Here is a 13,496-nt window from a genome sequence, read left to right as displayed (position 1 = left end):
GCGCGGCCGGAATGCGCCGCCGGGCCGGAACGCGCTCACGCGCCGGGCGAGCGGCGGCCCCGGCGCGCCCGGATGACGAGTACGGCGCCCAGGAGCAGCAGCAGACCGGCACCGGCGCCGAGAAGGGCGAGCCGGGAACCGGGGGTGCCGGTCCCGGCGAGCTGGCCCGCCAGGGTGTCCCGGCGGCTGGGCGGACGGGTGGTGTCACGGGCGGCGGGGGTGTTCGTGGTGGCGGAAGGGGTGGTCGATTCAGCTGTGCTGGAGGTGTCGGTGCTGCTCGTGGTGTCCGAGGTGGTGGAGGCGTCGGATGTGTCGGACGGGGTGGTGGTGGACTGGGACTTGGTGAGGGCGGTGGCGCCCGGCGGCAGCCACTGGCCCATCAGATCCGCCCAGCGGCGGCGCTCCTCAGGAGTCATCCGGTCGTAGAACGCCTGCCAGTTCTCGGCGAAGTTCCAGAACTCCCGGCCGCTGATGGCGGAGGTGCCGTTCTGCCCGGCCGCGCCCCGCGGCCCCGCGGGCCCGGAAGGACCGGGCGGCCCCGCGGCTCCCGGCCGGCCGTCCTTGCCGTCCATGCCGTCGGTTCCGTCCATGCCGTCGTTGCCGTCCATGCCGTCGGAGCCGTCCGACCCGTCGGAGCCGTCCGACCCACGCGCCCCGTCCGAGCCGTCGGAACCGTCCGAACCGTCGGAGCCGTCGGACCCATCGGATCCATCAGTCCCTCGCGATCCGTCCTTGCCGTCGGAGCCGTCGGAGCCGTCCGACCCATCGGTTCCATCCGATCCATCCGATCCGTTGGTCCCGTCCTTCCCGTCGCTGCCGTCCATCCCGTCGGTACCGTTCGACCCGTCCTTGCCGTCCTTCCCGTCCGTGCCGTCCTTCGGGTCGTCCAGGCCGCCGCGCCCGGCCTCGACGGGTACGGCGACGGGCGCCTCAGCCGTCGCCGCGGCGGGCCCCGGCGCCAGCAGGGCCGCGGCGGCGGACGCGACCACCATGGTCCGCACCGATCCCCGCACCCGCGCCCGCCGCCCTCCTGGCCGCGACAGCGCCGCCGCCTCCGCCGCCCGCTCCGGCCGTCCCTCGTGCCCGCCGTACTCCATGACCACCCTCGTCTCCGTGTCTGCGCCGGCACGCGCCGCCGCGTTGCGGAAGATGATCGAACGTGACGGGGCCACGCGGGCGTCGCGACGTGACGCACGGCTCGGCGGGCCACCAAGATGCACGCGAACAGCTCAGAGCCCGTGCCTTCAGCGGGCTCGTCGACGTCGGGCGCATTTCCGAGCCCCGTAAGGGGCGCGGGGCTGCGTCGATATACGGCTCAGCCGCCTGGGCGCGACCGGCCCCCACCGGCCCGCGGTGGCACGACCGCACCCCCCGGCGGAGCGTCACGGCCGCAGCACGACCTTGCCCAGGTTGGCGCGCGCCTCGATGATCCCGTGCGCCCGCGCCGCCTGCGCGAGCGGCAGCTGCGCGTGCACCGCCGCCCGCAACCGCCCGGACAGCGCGTACTCCCACAGCTGCTCGCCGTGCCGGTCGTACAGCTGACGGTGGACGGTGGAGAAGCGCGCCATCGTGAGCCCGGTGATGGTCTTCGAACCCGCCAGGAGGTCGAAGGCGGGCACCGTACCGCCCCCGGAGTTGAAGAAGATCAGCCGTCCTCCGGGGGCGAGGGCGGCCAGCGCGCGCGGCAGCAGATCCCCGCCGACGCCGTCCAGTACGACGTCCACCGGCTTGCCCCAGGACTCCTCCTCGTACGTCACCACCTCGTCGGCGCCCAGCCCGTACAGGAACTCCCGCTTGGCGTCGGCCTGTTGCGGGCCGACGGCCGCGACCACTCTCGACACGCCCCGGATCTTGGCCAGTTGGACCGCGAGGTGGCCGGTGGCGCTGGCCGCGCCGGTGATCAGGACCGATTCGCCGGCCGAGGGGGCGGCGGTGGCCAGCGCCGCGCAGGCCACCTGACCGCCGCGCACCAGCGCGACGGCCTGGAGGCAGCCGGCCCCCTCGGGGACGCGGGAGGCGACGAAGGCGGGGACGGTGACGTAGTCGGCGTAGGAGCCGGTGAAGCTCAGGCCGGTGACCCGCTCGCCGACCGCGAAGCCGGTGACCTCCGCCCCGACGGCGACGACCTCGCCCGCCACTTCGCCGCCGAGTGTCGAGGGCAGCGGCACCCCGCCGCCGTCGCCGTCCCCGCGCACCTTGCGTACGGACGGCAGGCTCACCCCGATCGCCTCGGTGCGCAGCAGCAGTTCGTTCGCCGCGGGCTCGGGGATCTGCGCCTCCTCCAGACGGAGCACGTCCGGGGCGCCGTACTCGTAGAACCGGACTCGCCGCATGGGCACACCTCCACGGGAATCAGGGTGGGGCCGCGTCCGCGCACGGGGACGGGCCGAATCCGGACCGGCCGAATTCATTGGGTTCCCCAACGATATCCCCGATTCATTGGTAGGTCCAATGGTTTCTTGGCTAGGCTGCTCCCATGGAACGGACTCCTTACGCACCGGCCCGCATCCGCGCCCTCCCGAGCTGGCTGCTGGGCCGCGCGGCCGCCCGCGGTCACCGGCTCGTCGCCGATGCGCTCGCCCGTGAGGGGATGCGGATGATGCACCACGCGGTGCTGTCGGCCGTCGCCGAGCTGGGGCCCGTATCGCAGGCGGAGCTCGCCCGCGGCACGGGCATCGACCCCAAGGACATGGTCGCGGTCGTCGGCGAACTCCAGGCCGACGGGCTGGTCACCCGCACCCCCGACCCCAAGGACCGGCGCAAGAACGCCGTTGAGATCTCGGCCGAGGGCAGGCGCAGGCTGCGGCGTACGCAGAAGCTGGGCGACGAGGCCAACGACGAGCTGACGGCCACTCTGACGCCCGCCGAGCGCGAGCAGTTGCTGACCCTGCTCGCGAAGGTGGTGGAGGCGGAGGGGTAGCGGCTGCCGGTCAGCCCTCGCCGCGCACTGCTTCCGGTCAGCCCTCGCCGCGCACCGCTTCCGGCCGGTCCTGCTGCCGCCCGCCGCTCGTCAGCCCTCGCTGCCGCCCGCCGCCGCGTGCAGCGCCAGGCGGTGCTCGCCCGCGTACACGTTCATGGACGAGCCGCGCAGAAAACCGACCAGGGTCAGCCCGGTCTCGGCGGCCAGGTCGACGGCGAGCGAGGAGGGGGCGGAGACCGCGGCGAGGACCGGTATCCCGGCCATCACCGCCTTCTGCGCCAGCTCGAAGGAGGCCCGTCCCGAGACCATCAGGATCGCGTCCGACAGCGGCAGCCGCCCGTCCTGGAGGGCCCGCCCGACGATCTTGTCGACGGCGTTGTGGCGGCCCACGTCCTCGCGCAGGTCCAGCAGTTCGCCCTCGGCGCTGAACAGGGCGGCGGCGTGCAGGCCCCCGGTCCGGTCGAAGACGCGCTGGGCGGCCCGCAGCCGGTCGGGGAGGGCGGCCAGCACATCGGGCTCGATGGGGCCCGCGAAGGTGTCCCGGCCGAGCGGGAAGCGGGTGGTGGTGCGTACCGCGTCCAGGCTGGCCTTGCCGCACAGCCCGCAGGAGGAGGTGGTGTAGACGTTGCGCTCAAGGGTGATGTCGGGCACGGGCACGCCGTGCGCCAGCTGCACATCCACCACGTTGTACGTGTTCGAGCCGCCCCCACGCTCGAATCCGCTCGCGCGGGAGGTGCCCCCCTCCGTCGCCCCCGCGCAGTACACGATGGTGGCCAGTTCCCGCGCGCTGCCCAGCACCCCCTCGCTGACCAGGAACCCCGCCGCCAGCGCGAAGTCGTCCCCCGGTGTGCGCATGGTGATGGCCAGGGGCCTGCCGCCGAGGCGGATCTCCAGCGGCTCCTCGGCGACCAGGGTGTCGGGCCGGGCACTGACCACGCCGTCCCGGATGCGGATGACGCGGCGTCGCTCGGTGACCCGTCCCATGTCTGATCACTCCCGTCCGCCCCGGTCCCGTGCGGACCCGGCCGTGTGTATCGATGGCTCAAGCGGCCCTTGGCGCCCCGGTCACCGGCCCGGTGACCGGGGCATTGCCATTGTCCCGCAGGGAGATCGCGGGACGGCGGCCGCACCCCTCACCGGGCCAACTCCCGCCCTCCGAAGGACCCCGAGCCGTCCGCCTTGCCCCACCACGCCTCCACCCCGGCCTGGTCCAGGGCGCTCCAGTCGGGGGTCTGCTGGACCAGCGCGGAGCCCAGGCGCCGCCCCAGGTCGACCATGGTGCGGCCGGTCGGAGCCCGCTCGGCGTCGTAGCGCTCCAGCGCGTCGCTCCAGTGGGCCGAGGCCGTGAAGGCGGCCTCCAGCGCCGTGGCGTCCTGGAGCGCCTTGACCGCGCCCGCGCCGGTGTGCGGACGGGCGACGGTGGCCGCGTCACCGGCCAGCAGCAGCCGCCCGGATATGGCGTAGTGCGGCGCGGTGAAGTCGTACATCGGCTGGATGAAGACCTCCTCGCGCGGGGTGAGCCGCATCAGGCCGCCCCAGTACGGCGGCAGCAGATCGCCGGTGACATGGGCGAAGCGCTCGTGCAGCGCGTCGCCGAGGGTGCCGGGCGGCAGGCTGGTGGGCGTCTCCAGGCGCAGGTCCAGGTCCGGGGGAGGGGCGGTGTAGAGCACCCAGTTCGCGCGGCGGCCGCCGCGGCCGTCCGGGATGCGGTAGAGGATCACATGGCCGCCGGGGAAGACGGCGTAGATACAGGCGCCGACGGCCCAGGCGTCCTGCGGGCGGCCGGTGAGACCGGGGATGTCCAGCTCGTCCAGGCGCTCCTCGGGGAAGGCGCCGCGCCAGGCCAGATAGCCGGCGTACTGGGGCCGTACGTCGGGGAAGGCCGCCTCGCGCACCACCGAGCGGTAGCCGTCGGCGCCGATGACCACGTCGAAGCGCTCGGCGCCGCCGTCCGCGCCGTCGAGCCGGAGCGCGGCCCCGTCCCGGCCGCTCTCGACCGTACGGACCGTCACCCCCTCCCGGAACCGCACGCTCTGCGGCACCCGGTCGCGCAGCTCCCGCCACAGCGGACCCCAGGTGTAGGTGCGGAAGGGGAAGGGCATGTCGGCGATCCGGCGCCCCAGCGGCGCGGCCCCGTCGCGTACGTACCAGTGGCGGCGGTCCATCTGCACCCAGGGCATCCCCGCGTCCATGTACCCGGCCGCCTCCAGCTCGGCGTAGCGGGCGTTGTGGACGGCCAGGCCCACCCCGCGGCCCTCCAGCCGCCCGGTGGCGCGCTCGTGGACGGTGACCTCCTCGGCACCGCCGCGGTGCGCGGCCAGCGCGGCGGCACATCCGGCGATGCTCCCGCCGACGACGGCGACCCTGCCTCCATGCATACGACCCGTCCTTTGCCCGTACGCCACCCCGGCGGCCTGCGCCGACGGCGGCACGCTGCCCAACGGGCGGCATTCTCTCAGGAGTTGACGGGCCGCACCGGGGTACGGGCCGGGCCGCCGGGTGAGCCGGATCACCGGGCGGGCCGATGTGCGGCCGATCACGGCCGGTAGACTGTAGACGATAACCAATCGCTGTCCGTTCGCCGCCGACCGAAGGGGACCACGATGCTGTCCGCAGGACTGCCGCAGGGCGCCGTCCCGAAGCTCGAACGCCCCGGCCCGCTGCGCGAGCGCGTCTACGAAGCGCTGCTGGAGCTGATCACCACCCGCGCCCTGCGCCCCGGCCAGCACCTGGTGGAGAGCGAGCTGGCGGGCCACCTGGGCGTCTCCCGGCAGCCGGTGCGCGAGGCGCTGCAGCGGCTCAACACCGACGGCTGGGTCGATCTGCGCCCGGCCCAGGGCGCCTTCGTCCACGAGCCCACCGAGGAGGAGGCGGACCAGTTGCTGAGCGTCCGTACCCTCCTGGAGGCCGAGGCCGCCCGGCTGGCGGCGGCCCACGCGGGCGCGGACGGCATCGCGCGGCTGGAGAAGCTGTGCGCCAAGGGCGAGCAGGCGGTCGCCGACGACGACGTGGACCTCGCGGTCGCCACCAACGCCGAATTCCACGCCGCGATCATGGAGTTGGCGGGCAACACCGTCCTCGCGGGGCTGGCGGCCCAGGTCGGACGGCGGGTGCGCTGGTACTACACCCCCGTGGCGCGCCAACGCGGCAAGCAGTCCTGGATCGAGCACCGCGAGCTGATCGAGGCCGTCCGCGCCCGCGACGAGCAGCGCGCCACCGCGCTGATGCGGGCCCACACCGAGCACACCCGCCGCACGTATCACGAGCGTGAGGGAGCCGGGCAGTCCGGGTAATGTGCAGGGGACGCGGATGATCACGTACGGCCGCACCACCCGACCAGGATTGGCGTAACACATGAGCGAGGAGACGGCACCGGCAGCGGGCGACGCGACCTCTGTCGAGGACCAGGCCGCCCGCGACCGCCTGCTGTTCCTGCGCGGCAGCATCGACAACCTCGATGCCGCGCTGGTGCACCTGCTCGCCGAGCGCTTCAAGTGCACCCAGCAGGTCGGCGAGCTCAAGGCCCGGCACAACCTGCCCCCGGCCGACCCGGCCCGCGAGGCCACCCAGATCGCCCGGCTGCGCACCCTCGCCGAGGACGCGAAGCTGGACCCGGCCTTCGCCGAGAAGTTCCTCAACTTCATCATCGACGAGGTCGTCCGCCACCACCGCGCCATCGCCATCAAGGCCGGGGCCGACGGTGGTCCGCCGGCCGGCTGAGCCCGCTCACCCGCCCGCGCCCGGTCCGGGAGCGTGGGCCGGGCGCCGCAGCAGCAGGGACAGCCCTGCCGCCGCCAGCCCCACGCACCCGGCCGTGACATACGCGCCGTCGTACCCCCACGCCGCGATCACCGCGGAGCCCGCGCCGGCGCCCAGCACCCCGGAGACCAGCTTCGAGCTGTAGACCAGGCCGTAGTTGGAGGCGTTGTGGTTCTCGCCGAAGTAGTCGGGGACCAGGGCCGCGAACAGCGGGAAGAACGCGCCGCCGCCGAAGCCGGAGACGAAGGCGAAGAACAGGAACAGCGGCTGGTTCGCGGTTTCGCCCGTCCACAGGACGCCGAACTGGGACAGGCCCAGGACCAGGCAGACGTACGTGAGCGTCACCCGCCGCCCCAGGCGGTCCGAGAGCCAGCCCACCACGCCCCGCCCGGTGCCGTTGACCACGGACATCACGCCCATCGAGGAGGCGGCCACCAGCGGCCCGAAGCCGACGTCCTTGGCGAAGGGCACCTGGTTGGTGATGCCGAAGATGGAGACCCCGGCCGTGCACAGCAGACAGGCCCACATCAGCGGCAGCATGCCGGTGCGCAGCGCCTGGCGCGGGGTGAACTGCCCGGCGGCGGGCGGGTTCTTGCGCAGGGCGGTGGCGGTACGCCGGTCCCGGCCCGCGGCCAGCGGGTCGACATGGGCGGGCCACCAGTTCTTCGGCGGGTCCTTGAAGAACAGCCCCGCCACCGCCGTCAGCAGCAGGACGTACAGGCCCACCAGGTCCAGCACCACCCGGTAGTTGCCCGCGTCGAAGCCGTAGGAGAAGAGGAAGACGAAGGGGACGGCTCCGTAGGCGAAGCCGCCGTTGACGAAACCGGTCTTGCCGCCGCGCCGTTCCGGATACCACTTGCCGACGGTGTTGATGCAGGTCGCGTAGACCAGTCCGGACCCGGTGCCGCCCAGCACCCCGAAGCCGAGGACCGCCCACCAGATGGTGGGCGCGTGGCCCAGGCTCACAAAGCCCAGCAGGGACAGGACGGAGCCGATGAGCATCGCCGCCCGGCTGCTGAGCAGCCCCTTCTCGCGCAGCCGCCCGGCGGGGAAGGCGATGGCGGCCTGGAAGAAGATCCAGACGCTGAGCACCCAGAAGGTGCCGGTGTGGGACCAGTGGTGCGCCTGGGACAAGGTGGCCTCGGCGGCGCCGTACGCGTACTCGAAGACGCTGATGCCGAACATCGCCGCCCACGGCAGCAGCACCATCGTCCAGCGGGGATGGCCCAGGATCTCCCGGTCGGTCTCGCCCATGCGGTAGATCCGCCCCTGGGCATCGGTGACCGATAACTTCTCCGGGCGTCCCTGGGACGCAACGTCCTGTGCGCTCACCTCACATCGCCTCCCGGCTGATGGGACAAGGGTTTCGGATGGGATTGCCACGCATACGGGGCGCCCGGCCGGGTCCGGGAAGAGGGCCTTGGCGGAGGCCGAGGGAGCCGGCCGGCGCGCCCCGTAGTGGTGCTCACCGTGCTGTTCGTACGTGCCGTGCCTGTGGTGCTGTTCGTACGTGCTGTGTCTGTGGTGCTGATCGTGCTCGCGCCGAGGGCGGGAGCCGTCGGCTCACCCGCGGAGGGCAGGAGCCGTCAGCTCACCCGCCGTCCGCCCCGCGCGCCGCGGGCAGCAGCCCCGCCGCCCGCGCCCACCGGTACTTCGCCCCCAGCACCGCCACCGGCAGTTCGGTGGTGTACGGATAGGCGGCCACGCCCCGCTCGAAGAGGTATCCGCACGCCTCCTCCACCTCGGTGTCCCCGGCCAGCGAGGCCACCACCGGCTTCTCGATGCCGCGTGCCCGGAACTCCGCCACCACCCGCGCGGTCAGCTCGGCGAAGACCATCGGCGGGGTGACGATGGTGTGCCAGTAGCCCAGCACCAGCGCGTGGATGCGCGGGTCCTCCATGCCGAGGCGGATCGTGGCCTCGTACGTCGCGGGCGGTTCGCCGCCGGTGATGTCGACCGGATTGCCGGCCGCGCCGAACGGCGGGATGAACGCCCTGAACGAGGCGTCCAGATCCGGCGGAATCTCCATCAGGGACAGCCCGTTGTCCACGATCGCGTCCGAGAGCAGCACCCCCGAGCCGCCCGCGCCCGTGATGACGACGACGTTGTCGCCCTTGGGCGTGGGCAGCACCGGCAGCGCCCGCGCGTACTCCAGCATCTCCCGCAGCCCCGGCGCCCGGATCACCCCGGCCTGCCGCAGGATGTCGTCGTAGACCGCGTCGTTCCCGGCCAGCGCTCCGGTGTGGGAACCGGCCGCCCGCGCGCCCGCGCTCGTACGCCCCGCTTTGAGCACCACCACCGGCTTCTCGCGCACCGTCCGCCGCGCCGCCGCCACGAAGGCCCGCCCGTCCTTGAGGTCCTCCAGGTGCATGGCGATGCACCGGGTGTGCGGGTCCTCGCCGAAGTAGGTCAGCAGGTCGTCCTCGTCCACGTCCGACTTGTTGCCGAGGCCCACGATCGCCGAGACGCCGGTCCTGGTGGTCCGCGCGAAGCCCAGGATCGCCATGCCGATGCCGCCGGACTGCGAGGTCAGCGCCACCGGGCCCTTGACGTCGTAGGGCGTGCAGAAGGTGGCGCACAGGTCCTGCCAGGGGGAGTAGTAGCCGTAGATGTTCGGCCCCAGCAGCCGTACCCCGTGCTCCCGGGCGATGGCCACGATCCGCTCCTGGAGGGCCTCTTCGCCGGTCTCGGCGAAGCCGGACGGGATCAGCACCGCGTTCGGCACGCCCTTGGCGCCCACCTCCTCAAGGGCCGCGGGCACCAGCTTCGCGGGGATGGCGAAGACGGCCACGTCCACCTCGCCGGGCACCTCCCGCACCGAGGGGTACGCCTTGCGCCCCAGGATGTCGTCGGCCCGCGGGTGCACCGGGTGGATCTCCCCGGCGAAGCCGCCGTCGATGAGGTTGCGCAGCACCGAATTGCCGATCTTCCCCGGCTCGTTGGAGGCGCCGATCACCGCCACCGACCGCGGCCGCATCAGCCGCCGCATCGAGGAGAGGATCTCCTGGCGGGTGTAGCGCGGCCGCTCGGCGACGGTGCCTTCGCTCAGCAGGATGCGGACGTCGGCGGCCACCGCCCCGGTGGGCGAGGCGAACACCGGATTGAGGTCCACCTCCGCCAACTCCGGGAAATCCGCGGCCAGTTCGGAGACCCTTACGATCAGCTCGGCCAGCGCCTCGCGGTCCACCGGAGGCCCGCCGCGCACGCCCCGCAGCACCTGCGCCGCCCGGATGCCGTCCAGCATCGAGACCGCGTCCTGGCGGGAGGCGGGCGCCAGCCGGAAGGTGACGTCCTTGAGGACCTCCACCAGCACCCCGCCGAGCCCGAAGGCAACGATCTTCCCGAAGGTCGGGTCGGTGACCGCGCCGACGATCACCTCCTGCCCCTCGGGCACCATCTGCTGCACCTGGACGCCGTCGATGCGCGCCGATGGGTCGTACGCCTTCGCGCCGGCCACGACCGCGATGAACGCGCCGCGCACCTCGGCCGCCGAGCGCAGCCCCACCTGCACCCCGCCCGCGTCCGTCTTGTGCACGATGTCCGGCGAGACGATCTTCAGGGCCACCGGGAACCCGATCCGGTCGGCCAGCGCCACCGCCTCGTCCGCGCACTCCGCCAGCCCCTCGGCCGGAGTCGCGATGCCGTACGCGTCCGCGATCCGCTTGCCCTCGGGCGCGGTCAGCGCGGTACGCCCCTCGGCCCGCGCGGCCGCCAGCACCTCGCGGACCACGTGCTGGTGACCGGGTATCACGGGTTCCGGCATCAGATGACCCCCTCGGTCCGCAGCAGCCGCAGCTCCCGCTCCGTCAGCCCCAGTTCGTCCCCGTACACCGCCGCGTTGTGCTCGCCCAGCAGCGGCGAGCGCTCCACGTCCACGGGGGAGTCGGACAGCTTCAGCGGCGATCCGACGGTGGTGAAGGCGCCGCGCTGCGGGTGCTCGACCCGCACCACCATGCCGTTGTCGGCCAGGGAGGCGTCCTCGATGATCTCCTTGGTCGAAAGGATCGGCCCGCAGGGGATGTTGTGCGCGTTCAGCCGCTGAAGCACCTCCCACTTGGGGAGCGTGGCCGACCACTCCTCGATCAGCTGGAACATCTTGGCCAGCTTGGGCAGCCGCGCCTGCGGGGTGGCCCACTCCGGGTCCTCGGCCAGTTCCGGCCGCCCGATCAGCTCGGTGATCGGCGCCCAGCCGGCCGGCTGCACGATCACATAGACGTAGTCGTTGGGTCCGCCGGGCGCGCACCGCACCGCCCAGCCCGGCTGCCCGCCGCCGCTCGCGTTGCCCGAGCGCGGCACCTCGTCCCCGAAGTCGTCGTTGGGATACTCCGCCAACGGGCCGTGCGCCAGCCGCTGTTGGTCCCGCAGCTTGACCCGGCACAGATTGAGCACGGCGTGCTGCATGGCCACGTTCACCCGCTGCCCGCGCCCGGTGCGGGTGCGCTGGAGCAGCGCCGCGAGAATCCCCGCCACCAGGTGCACACCGGTGCCCGAGTCGCCGATCTGCGCCCCGGTCGCCAGCGGCGGCCCGTCCTCGAAACCGGTGGTGGACATCGACCCGCCCATGGCCTGCGCCACCACCTCGTACGCCTTGAATCCGGTGTACGGGCCCTCGCCGAAGCCCTTGATCGAGGCGTAGACGATCCGCGGGTTGATCTCCTTGATGCGCTCCCAGGTGAACCCCATCCGGTCCACGGCCCCCGGCCCGAAGTTCTCCACCAGCACATCGCTGCGCCGGATCAGCTCGGTCAGGATCTCCTTGCCGCGCTCGGTCTTCGTATTGAGGGTGATGCTGCGCTTGTTGCAGTTGAGCATCGTGAAGTACAGCGAGTCCACGTCCGGGATGTCCCGCAACTGCTTGCGGGTGATGTCGCCGGTCGGCGCCTCCAGTTTGAGCACATCGGCCCCGAGCCAGGCGAGCAGCTGGGTGGCGGAAGGGCCGGACTGCACATGCGTCATATCGAGCACGCGAATTCCCTCAAGTGCCTTGCTGTCCATGCCACTTCACCTCACTTGTACATGGTCTGGTTCATGGTTCCGGGGGCGTAGGCGTCCGGATCGACCCAGGCGTTGATCAGCGAGGGCTTCCCGGACTGCCGGGCGCGCTCCAGCGCCGGCCGGATCTGTGCGGGGTCGCGCACCTCCTCGCCGTAACCGCCGAGCATCCGCGCGAACTGGTCGTAGGGGACGTCCCCCAGCGTGTTGCCGATCCGCTCGCGCGCGTCGCCGTACTTGGCCCGCTGCCCGTAACGGATCTGGTTCATCGAGGAGTTGTTGCCGACGATCCCCACGAAGGGCAGGCCGAAGCGGACCAGCGTCTCGAAGTCCCACCCCGTCAGCGAGAACGCCCCGTCCCCGAAGAGCGCCACGACCTCCTTGTCGGGCCGGGCCTGCTTGGCGGCCATGACGAAGGGGATGCCCACCCCGAGCGTCCCCAGCGGCCCCGGGTCCATCCAGTGCCCCGGCGACTTGGGCTGCACCACCTGCCCGGAGAAGGTGACGATGTCGCCGCCGTCCCCCACATAGATCGAGTCCTCGGTCAGAAAGTCGTTGATCTCGCTGACCAGGCGGTACGGGTGGATCGGAGCGGCGTCCGACCTGAGCTGCGGCAGCCGCTTGTCGACCGCGGCCGACTCCACCGCCCGCAGCTCCTCCAGCCACTCCTTGCGCCGCCCCGCGCCGTCGTCCAGCCGCCCCGAAGCGGCCTGGGCGGCCGCCGCCAGGATCAGCCCCGCGTCGCCGACGATGCCCAGGTCGACGTCCCGGTTCTTGCCCACCGTCCGGTAGTCCAGGTCGATCTGGACGACGGTGGCGGTGGGGGAGAGGCGCTTTCCGTACCCCATCCGGAAGTCGAAGGGCGTCCCGACGATCACGATCAGATCGGCGTTGGCGAAGGCGTACCGCCGCGAGAGCTGGAAGTGGTGCGCATCGCCGGGCGGCAGCGTCCCGCGCCCGGCCCCGTTCATGTACGCGGGCACGTTCAGCGTCCGTACGAGCTCCACCGCCGCGTTTGTGGCCCGCGTCGTCCAGACCTGCCCGCCGAGCAGAATCGCCGGCTTCTCGGCCCGTACGAGCAGGTCGGCCAGCCGCTCGACGGCCTGAGGGTCACCGGCGCTGCGGGTCGACGCCCGGTAGTGCCCGGCCTCCGGTACGCGCGCCGTCTCCCGCGGCACCTTCGCATCCAGCACATCGCGGGGTATCTCCAGGAAGGACGGCCCCGGCGCCCCGTGGAAGCACTCCCGGAACGCCATCGAGACCATGTCGGCGGCGCGCGCGGTGTCCGGGACGGTCGCGGCGAACTTGGTGATCGGCGTCATCATGTCGACGTGCGGCAGGTCCTGGAGGGACCCCATCTTGTGCTGGCTGTGCGCCCCCTGCCCGCCGATGAGCAGCATTGGCGACTCGGCCCTGAAGGCGTTGGCGACGCCGGTCACCGCGTCGGTCGTCCCCGGCCCCGCCGTGACCACCGCGCAGCCCGGCTTCCCGGTGATCCGCGCGTACCCGTCCGCGGCGTGCGCGGCGACCTGCTCGTGCCGTACGTCCACGACCTCGATGCCCTCGTCGACGCAGCCGTCGTAGATATCGATGATGTGGCCGCCGCAGAGCGTGTAGATGACGTCGACGCCCTCCGCCTTGAGCGCCTTGGCGACCAAGTGCCCACCGGAGATGAGGTCCCGGGGCGTGCTGCTGGTCTCGTGTGTCCCGTCGGGCATGACGTATCGCGTCCCTTCAGCGGGTCGACTGTATACAGTCGACGAATACTGTATGGACCTGTTATCCCGCATCGCCCCCGCGATGTCCAGGGCAACAGGGAGCGATC

At 72.6% G+C, this 13,496-nt stretch carries 11 protein-coding genes; 3 read left to right on the top strand and 8 right to left on the bottom strand.

What is annotated here, in order from left to right; genetic code table 11:
• Positions 1-35: 35 nt before the first annotated feature.
• Positions 36-1,103 carry a hypothetical protein gene (locus tag AC4IJH_RS14440; protein ID WP_490852059.1) on the bottom strand — a complete coding sequence of 356 codons (1,068 nt, stop codon included), beginning with the start codon at positions 1,101-1,103 and terminating at the stop codon, positions 36-38.
• A 279-nt stretch (positions 1,104-1,382) separates the two neighbouring features.
• The gene (locus AC4IJH_RS14435) at positions 1,383-2,333 is read right to left on the bottom strand and encodes a quinone oxidoreductase family protein (RefSeq protein ID WP_490852058.1); all 951 of its coding nucleotides are present in this window, start codon (positions 2,331-2,333) and stop codon (positions 1,383-1,385) included.
• A gap of 143 nt (positions 2,334-2,476) precedes the next feature.
• Between AC4IJH_RS14435 and AC4IJH_RS14430 the strand changes: the two genes are divergently transcribed.
• A complete protein-coding gene (locus AC4IJH_RS14430) occupies positions 2,477-2,920 on the top strand; it encodes a MarR family winged helix-turn-helix transcriptional regulator (protein WP_490852057.1) in 444 nt (147 codons plus the stop codon).
• Positions 2,921-3,010: 90 nt separating this feature from the next.
• Here the strand turns inward: AC4IJH_RS14430 and fdhD are convergent, their stop codons facing one another.
• Both fdhD and AC4IJH_RS14420 read right to left on the bottom strand, forming a co-directional pair.
• Positions 3,011-3,904, bottom strand: a complete 894-nt coding sequence (gene fdhD, locus AC4IJH_RS14425; RefSeq protein WP_490852056.1) for a formate dehydrogenase accessory sulfurtransferase FdhD — start codon at positions 3,902-3,904, stop codon at positions 3,011-3,013.
• A 149-nt stretch (positions 3,905-4,053) separates the two neighbouring features.
• On the bottom strand, positions 4,054-5,298 hold the full coding sequence (locus tag AC4IJH_RS14420; RefSeq protein ID WP_490852055.1) for an FAD-dependent monooxygenase: 1,245 nt from the start codon (positions 5,296-5,298) through the stop codon (positions 4,054-4,056).
• A 225-nt stretch (positions 5,299-5,523) separates the two neighbouring features.
• Here AC4IJH_RS14420 and AC4IJH_RS14415 point away from each other — a divergent pair, with 225 nt between their 5' ends.
• Together AC4IJH_RS14415 and AC4IJH_RS14410 are read left to right on the top strand one after the other, a co-directional pair.
• Positions 5,524-6,213, top strand: a complete 690-nt coding sequence (locus AC4IJH_RS14415) for a GntR family transcriptional regulator (RefSeq protein WP_490852054.1) — start codon at positions 5,524-5,526, stop codon at positions 6,211-6,213.
• Positions 6,214-6,274: 61 nt separating this feature from the next.
• Positions 6,275-6,640 carry a chorismate mutase gene (locus tag AC4IJH_RS14410; RefSeq protein ID WP_490852053.1) on the top strand — a complete coding sequence of 122 codons (366 nt, stop codon included), beginning with the start codon at positions 6,275-6,277 and terminating at the stop codon, positions 6,638-6,640.
• A 6-nt stretch (positions 6,641-6,646) separates the two neighbouring features.
• Here the strand turns inward: AC4IJH_RS14410 and AC4IJH_RS14405 are convergent, their stop codons facing one another.
• From AC4IJH_RS14405 to AC4IJH_RS14390, 4 genes are all read right to left on the bottom strand, one after another.
• On the bottom strand, positions 6,647-8,011 hold the full coding sequence (locus tag AC4IJH_RS14405; RefSeq protein ID WP_490852052.1) for an OFA family MFS transporter: 1,365 nt from the start codon (positions 8,009-8,011) through the stop codon (positions 6,647-6,649).
• A gap of 259 nt (positions 8,012-8,270) precedes the next feature.
• On the bottom strand, positions 8,271-10,442 hold the full coding sequence (locus tag AC4IJH_RS14400; protein ID WP_490852051.1) for an acetate--CoA ligase family protein: 2,172 nt from the start codon (positions 10,440-10,442) through the stop codon (positions 8,271-8,273).
• A complete protein-coding gene (frc, locus tag AC4IJH_RS14395) occupies positions 10,442-11,674 on the bottom strand; it encodes a formyl-CoA transferase (protein WP_490852050.1) in 1,233 nt (410 codons plus the stop codon). Before frc ends, AC4IJH_RS14400 begins: the two co-directional genes overlap by 1 nt.
• A gap of 11 nt (positions 11,675-11,685) precedes the next feature.
• A complete protein-coding gene (locus AC4IJH_RS14390) occupies positions 11,686-13,389 on the bottom strand; it encodes a thiamine pyrophosphate-binding protein (RefSeq protein ID WP_490852049.1) in 1,704 nt (567 codons plus the stop codon).
• Positions 13,390-13,496 lie beyond the last annotated feature (107 nt).

This window comes from Streptomyces sp. UF-297 (genome assembly GCF_058245575.1).
The sequence above is the reverse complement of the archived record's forward strand: the minus strand, read 5'-3'. Positions and strand labels throughout refer to the sequence as shown.